This window comes from Flavobacterium sp. RNTU_13 (genome assembly GCF_046614455.1).
Classification (GTDB): domain Bacteria; phylum Bacteroidota; class Bacteroidia; order Flavobacteriales; family Flavobacteriaceae; genus Flavobacterium.
Map to the genome: position 1 here is coordinate 230480 of NZ_JBKJHB010000005.1, position 14791 is coordinate 245270.

The window sequence follows — 14791 nt, forward strand, 5'->3', positions numbered from 1 at the left end:
AATGAAAAAGACGCTATTTGACAAAGTTTGGGATGCCCATGTGGTAGAAACCATACCAAACGGTCCACAGATACTGTATATAGACAAACATTTAATACACGAGGTAACCAGTCCTCAGGCGTTCTCAGAGCTCGAAAGCCGGGGGATTGGGCTTTTTCGCCCAGAGCAAATTGTGGCTACGGCAGACCACAACACGCCTACTAAAGACCAGCACCTGCCTATAAAGGATGAAATGTCGCGCAAGCAGATAGAGGAACTTACCATAAACTGTAATAAACACAACATTACGTTTTATGGACTTGGGCACAGGTATAACGGCATTGTACACGTTATAGCGCCGGAGCTTGGCATAACGCAGCCGGGCATGACCATAGTGTGCGGCGACAGCCATACCTCTACACACGGTGCATTTGGTACCATTGCCTTTGGTATAGGTACCAGCCAGGTAGCGCAGGTATTTGCCAGTCAGTGCCTGTTACTAGAGAAGCCAAAGTCACTACGTGTTAATGTAAACGGCACGCTTAAAAAAGGAGTTAGCCCTAAAGATGTTATTCTATATATCATTGCTAAACTGGGTACCAATAGCGGTACAGGCTATTTCTGCGAGTATGCCGGCAATGTGTTTGAGGAAATGTCGATGGAAGGCCGTATGACCGTGTGCAACATGAGTATAGAAATGGGTGCGCGCGGAGGATTAATTGCCCCTGACGATACTACGTATGCTTATGTGCAGGGACGTGAATTTGCCCCGAAAGGTGAGGAGTTTGAAAAGAAAAAAGCCTACTGGAATAGCCTTAGTACCGATGAGGGCGCCGTGTTTGACCAGGAATATTTCATCGCTGCCGAAGAAATAGGCCCTATGATTACCTACGGTACTAATCCTGGAATGGGTATAAGAATTACCGATGCCATTCCGCAGAGTGTAGATGCTTCGTCTGATAAAGCACTTGCTTACATGGGCTTTACCGGTAAAAACACGCTGATAGGCCAACCCATTAACTATGTATTCATAGGCAGTTGTACCAATTCACGCATTGAAGATTTCCGTGCGGTGGCAGATTATATAAAGGGTAAAACAAAGGCAGATAACATTACGGCACTTATAGTGCCGGGCTCACAGCAGGTGGTAAAGCAAATTGAAGAGGAAGGACTTACTGAAATATTTGCCGAAGCCGGTTTTGAAATACGTGAGCCGGGTTGTTCGGCTTGCCTTGCTATGAATGAAGACAAGATACCTGCCGGCGAGTACTGTGTTAGTACCAGCAACCGTAACTTTGAGGGCAGGCAGGGACCGGGCGCACGTACTATTTTGGCGAGCCCGCTAACAGCCGCTGCCATAGCTATAGAAGGTAAAATTATTGATTATACCCCAAATCTTAATTAATGGAAAAGTTTGTTAGTTACTCCGATACGGTTGTGCCAATTAATATTGCTGATGTAGACACCGACCAGATTATCCCGGCCCGTTTCTTAAAGTCAACAGACAAGGCAGGTTTTGGAGATAACCTGTTTCGCGACTGGCGTTATGATAAAGATAATAACCCGAATCCTGATTTTACCCTTAATAACCCTATTTACAAGGGTACTATACTGGTTGCCGGAAATAATTTTGGTTGCGGTAGCAGCCGCGAACACGCTGCGTGGGCACTTTCGGGTTACGGATTTAAGGTGATTGTGTCGAGCTATTTTGCCGACATATTTAAAGGGAATAGCCTCAATAACGGTCTGCTGCCGGTACAGGTAAGCCCAGATTTTTTAACCGCTGTTTTTGCTGCTGTTGCAGAAGATGCTGCTACGCCTGTAACGGTAAACCTTGAGGAGCAAACGATTAGCTTTGGAGGTTACAGCGAGCATTTTGATATAGACCCTTATAAGAAACTATGTCTGCTTAATGGTTATGATGATATAGATTTCCTGGTAAGCAGGCTGGATGCGATAACTGAATTTGAACAGAAAAACGCCGAATTATGATACTTAAAATTGCTGTATTGCCCGGAGACGGTATAGGCCCGGAAGTTACTAAAGAAGCCATAAAGGCGTTAAACGCTGTGGCAAAAAAATACGACCATACCTTTGAATATGAGGAAGCGCCTGTGGGTGCCGTTGCTATAGATACCTTTAATGATCCGCTGCCACCACATACCCTTGCGCTCTGTAAAACTACCGATGCATTACTGTTTGGTGCAATAGGCCATCCTAAGTATGATAATGACCCTACAGCGCCGGTAAGGCCAGAACAAGGCTTGTTAAGGCTACGTAAGGAGTTGGGACTGTTTGCTAATATCCGCCCTACAACCATATACCCTAAACTGGTAAACCAGTCGCCGCTGCGTCCGGAGCGCGTTGCCGGTGTAGACCTTACCATTTACCGCGAACTTACGGGTGGGATTTATTTCGGTGAAAAACAACTGAGCGATGATAAAACCCAGGCATCTGACTTATGTAGCTACAGCCAGGAAGAGGTGGAGTGTATAGCCCATATGGCGTTTCGTGCGGCACAAAAACGACGTAAAAAACTTACACTGGTAGATAAGGCTAACGTGCTGGAAACATCGCGGTTGTGGAGAAGGGTAGTGGCCGAAATTGGGAGCACTACCTATCCTGATGTTGCGCTTGATTTTTTATTTGTAGATAATGCAGCAATGCAATTGATACTAAATCCTACCCAGTTTGATGTAATGCTTACTGAAAATATGTTTGGCGATATATTGTCTGACGAGGCTAGTGTGCTGGGGGGGAGTATCGGCCTGGCGGCATCTGCTTCGGTGGGTAAAGTGCATTCAATGTTTGAGCCTATTCACGGGTCGTATCCCCAAGCTGCCGGTAAAGGCATTGCTAATCCCGTAGCATCTATATTATCTGCAGCCTTACTGCTGGAGCATTTTAATATGTATCATGAAGCAGGGCTTATAAAAGAGGCCGTGTCTTACAGTATAGAAAAGGGTGTAAGTACCCCGGATATTGTGGCAAACAGCATATACACCACACAAGACGTGGGGAATTTTGTGGAAAGCTATATCCTTAAAAAAGAAATACCGGCCCCTGTTTTAGACAATAAAACCATTGGTAAATCTACCATTATATAAAATAACAAAGCCGCTCCAAAATGGGCGGCTTTGTTGTATAATAGAAAATAGCAACAGATTATTTCTGAGTACCTTGTTGCTGGTTTTTCATTTCTTTTTCAATCATATCATAAAACTGATCGATTTTAGGCAGTACAAGAATCCTTGTCCTCCTGTTTGTAGCGCGGTTTTCCGGGGTATCGTTTGCTACCAGCGGCACATATTCGCCACGGCCAGATGCTACAAGGCGCTTAGGATCTATACCAAAATCAGACTGAAGGATGCGTACAATAGAGGTAGCACGTTTAACAGAAAGATCCCAGTTGTCTTGTAATACAGGGTTTTTAATAGGCACATTGTCTGTGTGGCCTTCTACCATACATTCAAAATCAGGCTTGTCCTGAACTATTTTAGCTACTTTTCCTAAGATAGTTTTAGCCCTGTCTGTAACCTGGTAGCTACCGCTTTTAAACAACAGTTTATCGGCAAGCGAAATGTATACAACACCTTTGTCTACGTTTACTTCAATATCAGGGTCGTTAACGCCTACTGCACGTTTAATGCTTGTTACAAGCGCCAGCGTTACAGAGTCTTTACGGGTAAGAGCGTCTTGTAAACGGGTAATTTTAAGGTCTTTTTCCTTTAAGCTTTCCAGCGATTTCTCAAGGTTGGCAGCTCCTTTAGAGCTAAGGGTTGTCATGTTAGACGCTGTGTTTATAAGGTCTGAGTTCGACTTTTTCAGATAATCAACCTGGCTGTTCAGCTGGTCTTTTTCAGATAAACACATATTAAGTTTCATTGTTGCTGCATTTAGCAGGTCCTGAATTTCCTTATTTTTCGCTTCCAGGGCGGCGATTTTCTTTTTGCTGCCGCACGATGTAAGCGTAAGGGCTGCTAATGAAAGTGTCAGGATGGCTCTTCTCATATCTAACCGGTTTAAAATTTTAACAAAAGTAGTACTTAAATGCTAAATAGTACGCTAACGGTGCTATAAAGTATTGTTAATAGGTTCTTCAAAAATCTTGCCGTTTTTAAGAAAATACTTAATAACTATGCTATCTGTTTTATAGTAATGGCGCTTTTGGTTTGATTCTCTTTTCTTTAAGAAATAAAATAACTTCGCGTAAAAAAAGTAGTGCGCTTTTAATATCGCTAAAAAATGTTTAGGCTCGCCCTGAGCTAAAAAGCGCATACCTGCAATACCGTCTAACACAAGCCTTGCAAATAATACAGGGAATAACTTTGCAGTAGGCAAGTTTTTAAGTAGCATCCACAGCGAGTTACGGAAATTTAAAAACGTTTTACGCGGGTTAGCCGTACTTAATGTGGCGCCGCCAACATGATAAATTACCGATTCTGGACAAAATACTGCCTTGTAGCCTTTATTAAAAGCCCTCCAGCACAGGTCTATTTCTTCCTGGTGTGCAAAGAAATCCTCATCAAACCCGCCTAACTCTCTGTAAACGTTTTTCCGTATGAAAAAGCAGGCACCCGACGCCCAGAAAATTTCGGCAGTTTGGTTATACTGGCCATGGTCTTTTTCAATGGTCTCAAAAATGCGACCCCTGCAAAACGGATAGCCGTACTTGTCTATAAATCCACCTGCTGCACCTGCGTATTCAAACATGGATTTGTTTTTATAGTCCAATATTTTAGGTTGCACTATACCTGTTTCAGCATCAGCATTAAAGAGTGCAAGGGCAGGTTTCAGCCAGTTTTCTGTTACCTCTACATCGCTGTTTACTAATACGTATATATCTTCTTCAACAAGTTTTAATGCTTCGTTATACCCTTTGGCAAACCCGTAGTTACCGCTATTTACAATCAGCTTTACGCTTGGGTAGTTTTGCTCTAAAAACGCTACAGAGTCATCGGTACTGGCGTTGTCTGCCACGTAAACAGTAGCGTTTGCAGAGTGTGCTATTACAGAGGGTAAAAATTCTTCAAGCAGTGCTTTGCCGTTCCAGTTAAGTATTACAACAGCTGTTTTATTCATATTGTGCAGTGTATGGAGGTATGTCCCTCAAAAAAATGTAGCGTTCGGCCTCATTATCCATTTGGCAAAAGTAGTGATTCAATCCGTTTGTAACCATAAGATAGCCGGAGTTAAGTGTCATGTTATAACGGGCTATCTGGTCAAAAGTTGCCTGGCTTATAGCTACAGAGGGTGCTTTACATTCTACAATAAGCAGTATGGTTCCGTTTGGGCGGTACACCACTATATCGTAGCGTTTATTCATGCCGTTTACTTTAACTACTTTTTCTACGTTTACATGCGATTTCGGGAAGTTTTTTGCTTTAAGTAAAAAGTGTACCACGTGCTGCCTTACCCATTCTTCGGGGGTAAGAATGATAAACTTTTTACGGATTTCGTCGAAAATCGCTACTTTATTTTCCGTATTTTTGAAACGGAAAGCGTATTCCGGAAAGTTCAGCTTTTGCATGGCGCAAAGGTAGTATTTTCAATCATATATCAATATACAGGCACGGTGGACGAAGTTACAAGAATTGTAAATGACATAAAGCAGGGCAATATAAAGCCCTTTTACTTCCTTATGGGCGAGGAGCCCTACTACATAGACAAACTTACAGAATACATAGAACAGAACATACTTGCCGAAGAGGAAAAAGGATTTAACCAAATGGTGCTCTACGGTAAAGATGTTACGGTAGAAGATGTAGTGGCTAACGCCAAACGATACCCCATGATGGCAGACCGCCAGGTGGTTATTGTTAAAGAAGCACAGGAGCTTTCGCGTACCATAGAAAAGTTTGAAAGCTATTTTGAAAACCCACAGCCTACTACAGTGCTTGTTATAGCCTACAAATACAAAACGCTGGATAAGCGTAAAAAAGTAACTAAGGTAGCTGAGAAAAAAGGGCTTGTTTTTGAAAGTAAGAAGCTGTACGAAAACCAGGTAGGCGACTGGATAAAACGCGTACTTTCGGGCCGGCAATATGCTATCGACCCTAAGGCTGCCGCTATGCTGGTGGAGTTCCTGGGCACAGATTTAAGTAAAATAAACAACGAACTGGAAAAACTGGCTATTATTCTGCCAAAAGGCAGTACCATAACCCCACAGCATATAGAGGAAAATATAGGTATAAGCAAAGATTATAATGTGTTTGAGCTCCGCAAGGCCATAGGTGAGCGCGACCAGTTAAAGGCATATAAGATAGCGGCATATTTTGCCCAAAACCCTAAAGACAATCCATTAGTTATGACGGTGGGCCTGGTGTTTGGTTTCTTTACGCAACTGCTGCAATATCATGGACTAAAAGACAAAAACCAGGCAGCAAAAGTGCTTAAGGTAAACCCTTATTTTATTAAGGATTATGAAATTGCTGCCCGAAACTACCCCATGCGAAAGGTAAGTGCCATAGTTGCCGCTTTGCGCGATGTTGATGTTAAAAGCAAAGGGGTAGGGGCTAATTCGCTCCCGGCAGACGACCTGCTGAAGGAAATGCTTGTAAAGATTTTTAATTAAGATAAATCGTTGTTGACAGAGAGATATATGTGGACATCAAAAATATTTGTTACGGTAGATGCTGTAGTTTTCAGACAAGCTGAGACCGGGTATGAGTTACTGCTTATTAAACGCCTGAAAGACCCGGATAAGGGTAAATGGGCGCTTCCGGGTGGGTTTGTTGATGAGAATGAAGATTTACCCGATGCTGCAAAGCGCGAGCTTTTAGAAGAAACAGGTGTAGTTATAGAGCAAATGGAACAACTGGGGGCTTTTGGTAAACCCGGGCGCGATCCTCGGCACCATACGGTTTCTGTAGTGTATGCAGGCTTTGCGCCGGGCGGAACAGAAGCAACAGGGGCCGATGATGCAGAGGAAGCGAAATGGTTTTCTGTTAAAGACCTGCCGTTGTTAGCATTTGACCATGATGATATAGTAAATTTGGCAATAGAAAAATATAAATTATGAGATTTCATACGCGCAAGTGGGTAAAGCCTGAAGACTTAAACCCAAACGGTACTTTGTTTGGTGGCAGGCTTTTAGAGTGGATTGACGAAGAAGCTGCTTTATACTCTATTATTCAACTGGAAAACCAGCGGATTGTAACCAAGCACATGAGTGAAATTAACTTTATGGCATCGGCAAAGCAGGGCGATATTGTAGAGATAGGTATAGATGTGGTAAGGTTTGGGCGCACCTCATTAAGTCTTAGGTGTGAAGTGCGTAACAAAATGACCCAGGAGAAGATTATCACGGTAGATAATATTACTATGGTAAATCTAGACAGTTTCGGCAGGCCGTCGGCGCATGGTAAAACGCAGATTGAATATGTAGACGACCGCATAGAACAACGCAGAAAGGAACAGCAAAAGCAGGATTAGATTGGTGTACATTTTTTACAGATGTACGATCAATAACTAAACAGTTGCATTTTTAGATCTATAAATACTTATATTATACCATAAAGAAAAAGGCTTTCAGATTTCTCTGAAAGCCTTTGTTTTTGTAGCGAAGACGGGAGTTGAACCCGTGACCTCAGGGTTATGAATCCTGCGCTCTAACCGACTGAGCTACCTCGCCATTTTTTCGGTTATTCAGTCAGCATATTTGCTTCCTGATTGCGGGTGCAAATATAGAACAATATTCTTTTTCTCCAAACATATTTTTCAAGAAAAATTTATTTTTTGAAATGTTTTTTTTTGTATGTTAATTATTATATATTTCCGAAAATTTAGATGACAATGGACGAAAAAATAAAATACGAAATCGAATTTCCTATAACTTCATCGCCACAACTACTTTATCAATATATATCTACGCCTTCGGGTCTCTCAGAATGGTTTGCAGATAATGTAAACTCAAGAGGAGAATTTTTTACTTTTATATGGAATGACAGCGAAGAAAAGGCACGCCTTTCTTCTAAAAAAACCGGAGAAAAAGTAAAATTCAGATGGGTAGATGATAATAATAAAGACGGTGAGTACTTCTTTGAAATGAAAATACTTGTAGATGAAATTACTAAAGACGTATCGTTACTGGTAACTGATTTTGCACTTCAAAACGATGTGGAAGAATCTAAACAGTTATGGGAAAACCAAATATCAGATCTTAAACATGTTTTAGGCTCTGTATAGGTAAAAGAATATTTATAGCGTATATTTGCCCTGAATTTTTTCAGGGCTTTTTTTATGGTAAATTACAACGGAAATATTGTACCAACAACAGGTTTAAGCTTAGAGGCTAACAGAGGATTTTTGTACGGCGACGCGATTTTTGATACCCTTAAGGTACTAGATGGCAAAGTGCTGTTTTCTGAAGATCACTACTTCCGTTTAATGGCTTCCCTGCGCATTGTACGTATGGAAATACCGTTGTATTTTACACTGGAATATATGGAAACCGAGGTGCTTAGTATTGTTGCTGCACTTAATCTTTCGGCATCGGCAAGAGTGCGTATCACTTTTTTCAGAAAGCCGGGCGGTAAGTATACGCCTGAAACAAACGAAACGGAGTTCGTCATTACTGCAGAACCCCTAGAAACGCTATTGTATGCGGTAAATGAATCTGAGTACGAAGTAGAACTTTATAAAGACTTTTATATTACTAAACAGCTTGTTTCTACGATTAAAACTACCAACAGGATACTCAATACCACAGCGGCAATATTTGCGTCTGAAAACGGCTATAACAGCTGCCTGATGGTTAATGATGATAAAAATGTTATTGAGGCAATACAGGGTAATGTATTTATGCTTACAGGGAATAGGCTGGTAACGCCCCCTGTTTCTGATGGATGCCTTAACGGTATAATGAGGAAACAGCTGATAGAAATAGCTAAGAAAATAGAAGGTATAGAATTTGTAGAGGCATCTATATCTCCGTTTGACCTTCAAAAAGCAGATGAAATTTTTATTACCAATGTAATCACAGGTATACAGCCGGTTACGCGTTACCGTAAAAAAACGTATAAATCAGACCTGTCTAAAGAATTGGTAAAGCGCCTTAACGCAAAAGTGAGGCTGGGATAATACCCTTTATTTTAGTTTAAAGAAGGATTTTCCGGCGCGTTACCCCATATTACATACTCTCCGCCAAGTTCCATTATTTTTTCTTTCCAGAAAGAAGAGCTTGATTTACCTATAATATCGCTTTTGTAACCGTTTGGTGTTACAATCCAGGCATTATCCTGAAGTTCCGCTTCAAGCTGTTGTGCAGACCATCCGCTATACCCTAAAAAGAACCTGATGTTGTTTTTAGACAGGCTTCCGGCATTTATAAGCGCTTTAGCACTTTCAAAATCGCCACCCCAGTATATACCGTTGGAGATTTCAATACTGTCGGTTATAAGATCAGGGACATTGTGTATAAAGTACAGGTTATCCTGCTCTACAGGCCCACCATTGTATATTTTAAAGTGTGCGTTAACCTCTGGCAGAAGGTCATTTATTGTGTATTCAAGAGGTTTGTTAAGAATGAAACCTACAGATCCTTCTTTCCCATGGTCTGCAAGTAACACAACCGAGCGATTAAAAGAAAGGTCTCCGAGCCCAGATGGCTCAGCTATAAGCAAATGGCCTTTTTGAGGTTTTATTGAAATCATGCTCTTACATTTTGGTTTGAATTTAACAAAAAAAAACCAATTTGTAAAATAATAATGCTGTTAAATAAAAAAAGCTCTCCTGGTGGAAAGCTTTTTCTATAATTTTTTGGTCAGTTTATCCGTTTACGTGAGAATCAAGTTCTGCTCCCGGTTTAAACTTAACAACATTTTTTGCTGCGATGCTGATCGTTTTACCGGTCTGAGGGTTTCTACCTTCCCTTGCTGCCCTGGCAGATACAGAGAATGAGCCGAATCCTACAAGAGACACCCTGCCTCCGCCTTTAAGACTATCGCTAACGTGAGACACGAATGATTCAAGAGCCTTCTTCGCTGCGCCTTTAGAAATACCTGCGTCAGCAGCAATCGCGTCGATTAATTCTGATTTGTTCATAATAAAATGTAATTAATTGTTTGGTTAAAAATTATCTTTTTTCCAATTCCTGTTCTACAAATTTAGCAGGATTTAGATACCAAGCAACTAATTTATAACATTTTGGTTTTAATTGTTAATAACTTTTGCCAGAATGTTAATAATCATACTTGTTTTATTCGGAATCCCTAATTCTACAGGGATTTTTAGGGATTAATAAGCCCTAGCTTCGGGTGTAAAGGTAAGACCGTTAAGCAATTCCGATGCGTTCATCCTGCGCTTGCCCGGCATTTGCAGGCTTTTTAATGTAATAAAACCATCTGTAGTGAAAACTTTTATCTGTTTACCCTCCACAACCAGCATACCGGTATGGTGTGTATGGGAAACCGGGGTAAATTCCGTTTCGTACACTTTTACATTCCATTCCTCACCTTTGTCTGATATGTAAGTCCACGCGGCAGGGTAGGGCGATAGCCCCCGTATTTGATTAAAAATAGTTGCCCCGGGTTTTGTCCAGTCTATTTTGCAGTTGTCTTTATTTAGTTTATACGCCGTTTTTATATCTTCATCCTGTGGTTGAATCGTAGTAACCACATTACCGGCCTCAATCAGCGTCAGGGTCTTTACAACGGCATCTTTACCCAGTTCCATAAGCCTGTCGTGTAACTCGCCGGCAGTTTCGTCGGGCTTTATTTCAGTTTCTTCTTTCAGTATCATGGCTCCGGTATCAATTTTATCGTCTATAAAAAACGTGGTAACCCCGGTGCGTTGTTCTCCGTTTATTATAGCCCAGTTAATAGGTGCCGCGCCCCTGTATTGCGGCAACAACGATGCATGCAGGTTAAACGTGCCCAGAGCCGGCATTTTCCATACTGCTTCAGGAAGCATGCGGAACGCCACCACAACCTGCAGGTTTGCTCCCATTGCTTTAAGCTCGGCCAAAAACGGCTCGTCTTTTAAATTGGTAGGTTGTAAAATTTTAAGATCTTTTTCCAGCGCATATTCTTTAACGGCACTGAATTTTATTTTTTGGCCACGGCCTGCCGGCTTATCAGGTGCAGTTATAACGGCGGCGATGTCATAATTACGCTGATATATAGCATCGAGTATACCTACGGCAAAGTCGGGCGTACCCATAAAAATTATCTTAAGCTTGTTCATGGTACAAGGGTATATTTATTATTAGTGTTAATGGCAATTTTTCCGGCATTTAAAAGCAACTGTAACGCCATTATTGTTTGCTCAGACGATAGTCCCAATGCATATTGGATTTCCTGCGAAGTTAATGGGTTTCTGCTTAACAGTTGTATAATTTTGGCAGTTACGTCGGGCGAATTATCTTTATTTTTCTTTTGTGTAATGCAATACGAGCAAATCCCACAATCCTTAGAATCGGTTTCGTCAAAGTACTCCAGTAAGATTCTGCTTTTACATTTTTGATTATCGGTTACGTACGAGATAACCCTTTCAAATCGCATTTTTTTAAGGTTATTTTGTTGCTCTAAAAATTTTGATATGCGGTTTATAGTCCTGTCGTCTTCCCTGATTTCGTTAAATACTATGGTGCTGTCATTACCCGTCATGCGCAGCGAAATTGCCCCGTAGGCGTGCAGTTTGTTTAAAATTTCAATCAGCTTTTCTGTTGTTATTTTTGCTTTGGTTGCAACACTGTTGCTATTAATAGCTGTTTCGTTATCAAAAATGCCTGTATACGTGCGTAAAAGCACTAAAATAGCGGCTTCATCGGCAGGATTAAGGCTATTATAACGGATGACTTCTTTACTGGAAATAAGGAACTGTACGTACGCTTTTTCTGTAAATTCCTGGCTTAGGGTTAATACTCCTTGCCGGTCTAAAAACTGCAATGCATTAAACGCTGTTACTGAGGGGAAGTTGTATTTTTTGCAGAAGTCGGTAAAATTAAACGGATATGCCTGCTCCGTACCTTCGCCATAGGCAATCTGGAAAAAGGCGTTCAGCTTTTTGTACACCTGTGACAGAAAAGTTTTGTCTGGCAACCCGTCCAGAAACTGTGCATTAGCCATTGCAATATCGGTGTGATGCAGTAAAACCGTGGCAAAACTTTTGGCACCGTTTCGGCCCGCCCTGCCGGCTTCCTGGTAGTAGCTTTCAAGGTTCTCGGGTAGCTGGATGTGGGTAACGGTTTTTACGTTAGGTTTATCTATACCCATGCCAAAGGCATTTGTCGCCACCATTACAGGGAGCTTTTCCGAAACCCAGGCTTCCATATTGGCCTTTTTTTCGCGCTGTTTTAAGCCTCCATGGTAGTATGTTGCTCCAAATCCCATGCTGGTAAGTTGGCGCGATACATCATTACAGGCTTTGCGGTTTCTTACGTAAACAATTGCAGGCCCGGAATTTTTTGTTAGTATTTGTGCAAGGCGACCAAGTTTGTCTTCGCACTCAAACACCATATAGGCAATGTTTTCGCGGGCAAACGACTTTTTAAATACCGCCGGGCTGCGCAGGGACAGTAGGTTTATAATATCTTCCTGAACCTGTAACGTTGCCGATGCTGTTAAAGCAATAAAGGGAATTTTTGGGAAATGTGTTTTTAGGTTGGATATCTTTAAGTAGGCAGGCCTGAAATCATGTCCCCATTGCGATACGCAGTGCGCTTCGTCTATCGCAATAAGATTAATGGGCAGCTCTTTGATACGGTCTGTAATCCACTCATTTTGCAGTCTTTCCGGCGAAAGATATAGAAACTTATAGCCGCCAAACTTACAATTATCCAGTTCATTACTTATTTCTTCAAAAGGCATAGCCCCGGTAAGCGCTACGGCTTTGATACCTTTATGTTTCAGGTTTTTCACCTGGTCGTCCATAAGGGCAACCAGTGGAGAAATTACAAGGCATAAACCTTCCTGCATGAGTGCCGGCACCTGAAAGCAAACAGACTTTCCGCCACCGGTAGGGAGTAGGGCAAAGGTATCATTGCCCTGTAATACAGACGCTATTATTTCTGCCTGAGGATACCTAAAGCTATCGTGCTGCCAATGTGTTTTAAGTATCTGTAAAGCTTCCTGCATATTATCGGGCAAGTTCCTCTAAAATAAACATAATCCTGTTTTCAGGAGTATCTTTAGGTACCTCTATTAAATCGTAGCCATAATTACGGTAGGTTTCCTGTAAATGGAGTGCAATAAGCTTCGCCTGCTCGTAATTTTCATATCGGGCATCGTCTGCGGTATAGATTTCTTCCCAGGGCGGCAAAAAGAAAATTTTATGGTATACGTGTTCTTTACACGCCTGGTCAAAAAACGGTGGATAAGCGTCACCTATGTAATGCATATAGGCTAAAACGTCAGGAATTCCCCGGTCTATAAAAACAATATCAGCATCTTCGGCTGCGGCGTCTTTAAATTGCTTTTTCCGGCCTTCAAGCAGCAACTCGCTAAAAAGTAAAGGCCTCTCCAGGAACAGTTGTTCTATTCCCTGTTTTCGCGCTTCCAGGGTTACTTCCCTTGAGATTTCAGGGTAGCATAAGTACCCTTTCTCTGTAAGTTTATCTATTAGTGTGGTTTTTCCGCTCCCCGGACCCCCAATCAGTACAACTATTTGTTTAGCCACTTTTGTTTCAAATAATAAACGGCAAAGGTAACCAAACCATATAAATTTCAAAAACAGCGATAAAACATTATTTCCCGACAGTGGAAAGGTGAATAAAATGCAATAAATGTTAATTTTTGGGTTAAAATGAGTTGTGTTTTGTTTTTATTATTGCAGATAACAGAAAAAATATTAACTTTATAGAAGAATATAATGATTAATGAAGTAAGCTATGAAAAAACTACTAACCTACGCCGGATTTGATTCTGTAGTGAACGAACGTTACAATAAAAAACGATACGCTCATTACCGTTCTTTTAAAACAAAAGATACATTAATAATGTATATACAAATTGCTGTTGCACTTATTGTAAGCGCACGCTTGTTGTATATTTTGCTGTAGGGAAATACCTATAGAAATACTAAAGGGAATGTTGATTAATCAATGTTCCCTTTTTTAGTATAAAAAACTGCTGAAATTCCGTACGGGAGCAGTAGTTTACTGAAATGATAAAGATATGGCGTAGCCTAAGATCTAAGTTGCTGATAAATTACTTATTAAGCAATGATATAATTGGCTTATCTGGTTTTGCATAACTAAGCCTGTCTAATTGCACGGTTTTGTGATAACTGTCTAACCCAGAACAGGTTATTGAGTTTGCCTTTTCCAGGTCTATAAAACCGTCATGGGAAAGGCAGTTTTCCGGTACAAAAACTTCGATGATTTCACCAATAACCATTGTGGTGTTATTAATAAGTAAGTCTACTTTTTCTTTGAATGCCACCCCTAACTGTATATTACTTTCCAGTACAAAAGGCGCTAAAAAGCCATTTTTATATTCTTTGGTTAGGCCTGTAACATCAAATTCGGAAATTTCTTTATCGTATCGGGCTGATGTTTGATGTGCTTGTTTGTAAATGGTTTCGTTAATGTGGTTAACGGTATAAAATCCGGTATTCAGGATATTCCTCATGGTGTCGCGCTCGGGTGGGCTTGGCCGAAAAATCATTCCTATAAGAGGCGGATGGGCACCAATATGAAAAAACGAGCTAAAAACAGAGAGATTGGTGCTACCTGAGGCATCAGCTGTACCTACCAATGCCACACTTTTAAAGCCGCCCAAGCTGTTAATAAAATGAACCCGAAACTGTTTTTCCATTTGTATCAGGTCGGCGCTTTTAAAGTTTATTTTCGTTTCCATATGTGGCAAAGTTT

18 protein-coding genes and 1 tRNA gene are annotated in these 14791 nt (G+C 41.1%); 9 read left to right on the forward strand and 10 right to left on the reverse strand.

The features are described 5' to 3' along the window. Position 1: 1 nt before the first annotated feature. Genes leuC through leuB form a run of 3 tightly spaced genes read left to right on the forward strand, consistent with a single transcriptional unit; the run spans position 2 to position 3086 of the window. Positions 2-1384, forward strand: coding sequence for a 3-isopropylmalate dehydratase large subunit (gene leuC, locus ACLI08_RS13105; RefSeq protein ID WP_411428949.1), 1383 nt, complete (start codon positions 2-4; stop codon positions 1382-1384). Next, on the forward strand, positions 1384-1971 hold the full coding sequence (leuD, locus tag ACLI08_RS13110) for a 3-isopropylmalate dehydratase small subunit (RefSeq protein ID WP_411428950.1): 588 nt from the start codon (positions 1384-1386) through the stop codon (positions 1969-1971). Before leuC ends, leuD begins: the two co-directional genes overlap by 1 nt. Beyond that, entirely contained in the window at positions 1968-3086 is a 1119-nt protein-coding gene (gene leuB, locus ACLI08_RS13115; RefSeq protein WP_411428951.1) for a 3-isopropylmalate dehydrogenase, read from the forward strand. Before leuD ends, leuB begins: the two co-directional genes overlap by 4 nt. A gap of 58 nt (positions 3087-3144) precedes the next feature. On the opposite strand, the gene ACLI08_RS13120 is transcribed toward leuB, so the two are convergent. The 3 genes from ACLI08_RS13120 to ACLI08_RS13130 all read right to left on the reverse strand — a co-directional run bounded on the left by ACLI08_RS13120 (position 3145) and on the right by ACLI08_RS13130 (position 5509). Beyond that, positions 3145-3990 (reverse strand): flagellar motor protein MotB, encoded by an 846-nt coding sequence (locus tag ACLI08_RS13120; protein WP_411428952.1) that lies wholly within the window; start codon positions 3988-3990, stop codon positions 3145-3147. 63 nt (positions 3991-4053) lie between these two features. After that, positions 4054-5061 (reverse strand): glycosyltransferase, encoded by a 1008-nt coding sequence (locus ACLI08_RS13125; RefSeq protein ID WP_411428953.1) that lies wholly within the window; start codon positions 5059-5061, stop codon positions 4054-4056. Then, a complete protein-coding gene (locus ACLI08_RS13130; RefSeq protein WP_411428954.1) occupies positions 5054-5509 on the reverse strand; it encodes a type I restriction enzyme HsdR N-terminal domain-containing protein in 456 nt (151 codons plus the stop codon). Before ACLI08_RS13130 ends, ACLI08_RS13125 begins: the two co-directional genes overlap by 8 nt. 45 nt (positions 5510-5554) lie before the next feature. On the opposite strand from ACLI08_RS13130, the gene holA reads away from it, so the two are divergent. From holA to ACLI08_RS13145, 3 genes are read left to right on the forward strand one after another with little or no spacing between them, the layout of a single operon-like run. After that, positions 5555-6553: a DNA polymerase III subunit delta gene (gene holA, locus ACLI08_RS13135; RefSeq protein ID WP_411428955.1), complete on the forward strand. Its 999-nt coding sequence runs from the start codon at positions 5555-5557 to the stop codon at positions 6551-6553. 27 nt (positions 6554-6580) lie between these two features. Next, positions 6581-7000, forward strand: coding sequence for an NUDIX domain-containing protein (locus ACLI08_RS13140; protein WP_411428956.1), 420 nt, complete (start codon positions 6581-6583; stop codon positions 6998-7000). Then, on the forward strand, positions 6997-7413 hold the full coding sequence (locus ACLI08_RS13145; RefSeq protein WP_411428957.1) for an acyl-CoA thioesterase: 417 nt from the start codon (positions 6997-6999) through the stop codon (positions 7411-7413). Before ACLI08_RS13140 ends, ACLI08_RS13145 begins: the two co-directional genes overlap by 4 nt. Positions 7414-7538: 125 nt before the next feature. Here ACLI08_RS13145 and ACLI08_RS13150 read toward each other — a convergent pair. Then, positions 7539-7612, reverse strand: a tRNA-Met gene (locus ACLI08_RS13150). A gap of 161 nt (positions 7613-7773) precedes the next feature. On the opposite strand from ACLI08_RS13150, the gene ACLI08_RS13155 reads away from it, so the two are divergent. Both ACLI08_RS13155 and ACLI08_RS13160 read left to right on the forward strand, forming a co-directional pair. Further along, entirely contained in the window at positions 7774-8166 is a 393-nt protein-coding gene (locus ACLI08_RS13155) for an START-like domain-containing protein (RefSeq protein WP_411428958.1), read from the forward strand. A gap of 54 nt (positions 8167-8220) precedes the next feature. Further along, the gene (locus ACLI08_RS13160; protein ID WP_411428959.1) at positions 8221-9060 is read left to right on the forward strand and encodes an aminotransferase class IV; all 840 of its coding nucleotides are present in this window, start codon (positions 8221-8223) and stop codon (positions 9058-9060) included. A gap of 11 nt (positions 9061-9071) precedes the next feature. On the opposite strand, the gene ACLI08_RS13165 is transcribed toward ACLI08_RS13160, so the two are convergent. The 5 genes from ACLI08_RS13165 to ACLI08_RS13185 all read right to left on the reverse strand — a co-directional run bounded on the left by ACLI08_RS13165 (position 9072) and on the right by ACLI08_RS13185 (position 13596). Further along, entirely contained in the window at positions 9072-9632 is a 561-nt protein-coding gene (locus ACLI08_RS13165) for a YqgE/AlgH family protein (protein WP_411428960.1), read from the reverse strand. 115 nt (positions 9633-9747) lie between these two features. Next, positions 9748-10023 carry an HU family DNA-binding protein gene (locus ACLI08_RS13170; protein ID WP_411428961.1) on the reverse strand — a complete coding sequence of 92 codons (276 nt, stop codon included), beginning with the start codon at positions 10021-10023 and terminating at the stop codon, positions 9748-9750. Positions 10024-10215: 192 nt separating this feature from the next. Further along, entirely contained in the window at positions 10216-11163 is a 948-nt protein-coding gene (gene fmt, locus ACLI08_RS13175; protein ID WP_411428962.1) for a methionyl-tRNA formyltransferase, read from the reverse strand. Further along, the gene (locus tag ACLI08_RS13180; RefSeq protein ID WP_411428963.1) at positions 11160-13055 is read right to left on the reverse strand and encodes an ATP-dependent DNA helicase RecQ; all 1896 of its coding nucleotides are present in this window, start codon (positions 13053-13055) and stop codon (positions 11160-11162) included. Before ACLI08_RS13180 ends, fmt begins: the two co-directional genes overlap by 4 nt. Position 13056: 1 nt before the next feature. After that, the gene (locus ACLI08_RS13185; RefSeq protein ID WP_411428964.1) at positions 13057-13596 is read right to left on the reverse strand and encodes an AAA family ATPase; all 540 of its coding nucleotides are present in this window, start codon (positions 13594-13596) and stop codon (positions 13057-13059) included. Positions 13597-13807: 211 nt separating this feature from the next. On the opposite strand from ACLI08_RS13185, the gene ACLI08_RS13190 reads away from it, so the two are divergent. Next, positions 13808-13978 (forward strand): hypothetical protein, encoded by a 171-nt coding sequence (locus ACLI08_RS13190; RefSeq protein ID WP_411428965.1) that lies wholly within the window; start codon positions 13808-13810, stop codon positions 13976-13978. Positions 13979-14126: 148 nt separating this feature from the next. Here ACLI08_RS13190 and ACLI08_RS13195 read toward each other — a convergent pair whose 3' ends face one another. Next, complete coding sequence (locus tag ACLI08_RS13195; RefSeq protein WP_411428966.1) at positions 14127-14777, reverse strand: flavin reductase family protein; 651 nt, start codon at positions 14775-14777, stop codon at positions 14127-14129. Between the last annotated feature and the right edge of the window lie 14 nt (positions 14778-14791).

Bases quoted from the DNA above. Each gene is read 5' to 3' on its own strand.
- ACLI08_RS13155 (WP_411428958.1), top strand. From the start codon at position 7,774: ATGGACGAAAAAATAAAATACGAAATCGAATTTCCTATAACTTCATCG.
- ACLI08_RS13160 (WP_411428959.1), top strand. From the start codon at position 8,221: ATGGTAAATTACAACGGAAATATTGTACCAACAACAGGTTTAAGCTTA.
- leuD (WP_411428950.1), top strand. From the start codon at position 1,384: ATGGAAAAGTTTGTTAGTTACTCCGATACGGTTGTGCCAATTAATATT.
- ACLI08_RS13145 (WP_411428957.1), top strand. From the start codon at position 6,997: ATGAGATTTCATACGCGCAAGTGGGTAAAGCCTGAAGACTTAAACCCA.
- ACLI08_RS13130 (WP_411428954.1), bottom strand. From the start codon at position 5,509: ATGCAAAAGCTGAACTTTCCGGAATACGCTTTCCGTTTCAAAAATACG.
- leuB (WP_411428951.1), top strand. From the start codon at position 1,968: ATGATACTTAAAATTGCTGTATTGCCCGGAGACGGTATAGGCCCGGAA.
- ACLI08_RS13180 (WP_411428963.1), bottom strand. From the start codon at position 13,055: ATGCAGGAAGCTTTACAGATACTTAAAACACATTGGCAGCACGATAGC.
- ACLI08_RS13120 (WP_411428952.1), bottom strand. From the start codon at position 3,990: ATGAGAAGAGCCATCCTGACACTTTCATTAGCAGCCCTTACGCTTACA.
- fmt (WP_411428962.1), bottom strand. From the start codon at position 11,163: ATGAACAAGCTTAAGATAATTTTTATGGGTACGCCCGACTTTGCCGTA.
- ACLI08_RS13165 (WP_411428960.1), bottom strand. From the start codon at position 9,632: ATGATTTCAATAAAACCTCAAAAAGGCCATTTGCTTATAGCTGAGCCA.
- ACLI08_RS13140 (WP_411428956.1), top strand. From the start codon at position 6,581: ATGTGGACATCAAAAATATTTGTTACGGTAGATGCTGTAGTTTTCAGA.
- ACLI08_RS13125 (WP_411428953.1), bottom strand. From the start codon at position 5,061: ATGAATAAAACAGCTGTTGTAATACTTAACTGGAACGGCAAAGCACTG.
- ACLI08_RS13190 (WP_411428965.1), top strand. From the start codon at position 13,808: ATGAAAAAACTACTAACCTACGCCGGATTTGATTCTGTAGTGAACGAA.
- leuC (WP_411428949.1), top strand. From the start codon at position 2: ATGAAAAAGACGCTATTTGACAAAGTTTGGGATGCCCATGTGGTAGAA.
- ACLI08_RS13170 (WP_411428961.1), bottom strand. From the start codon at position 10,023: ATGAACAAATCAGAATTAATCGACGCGATTGCTGCTGACGCAGGTATT.
- ACLI08_RS13195 (WP_411428966.1), bottom strand. From the start codon at position 14,777: ATGGAAACGAAAATAAACTTTAAAAGCGCCGACCTGATACAAATGGAA.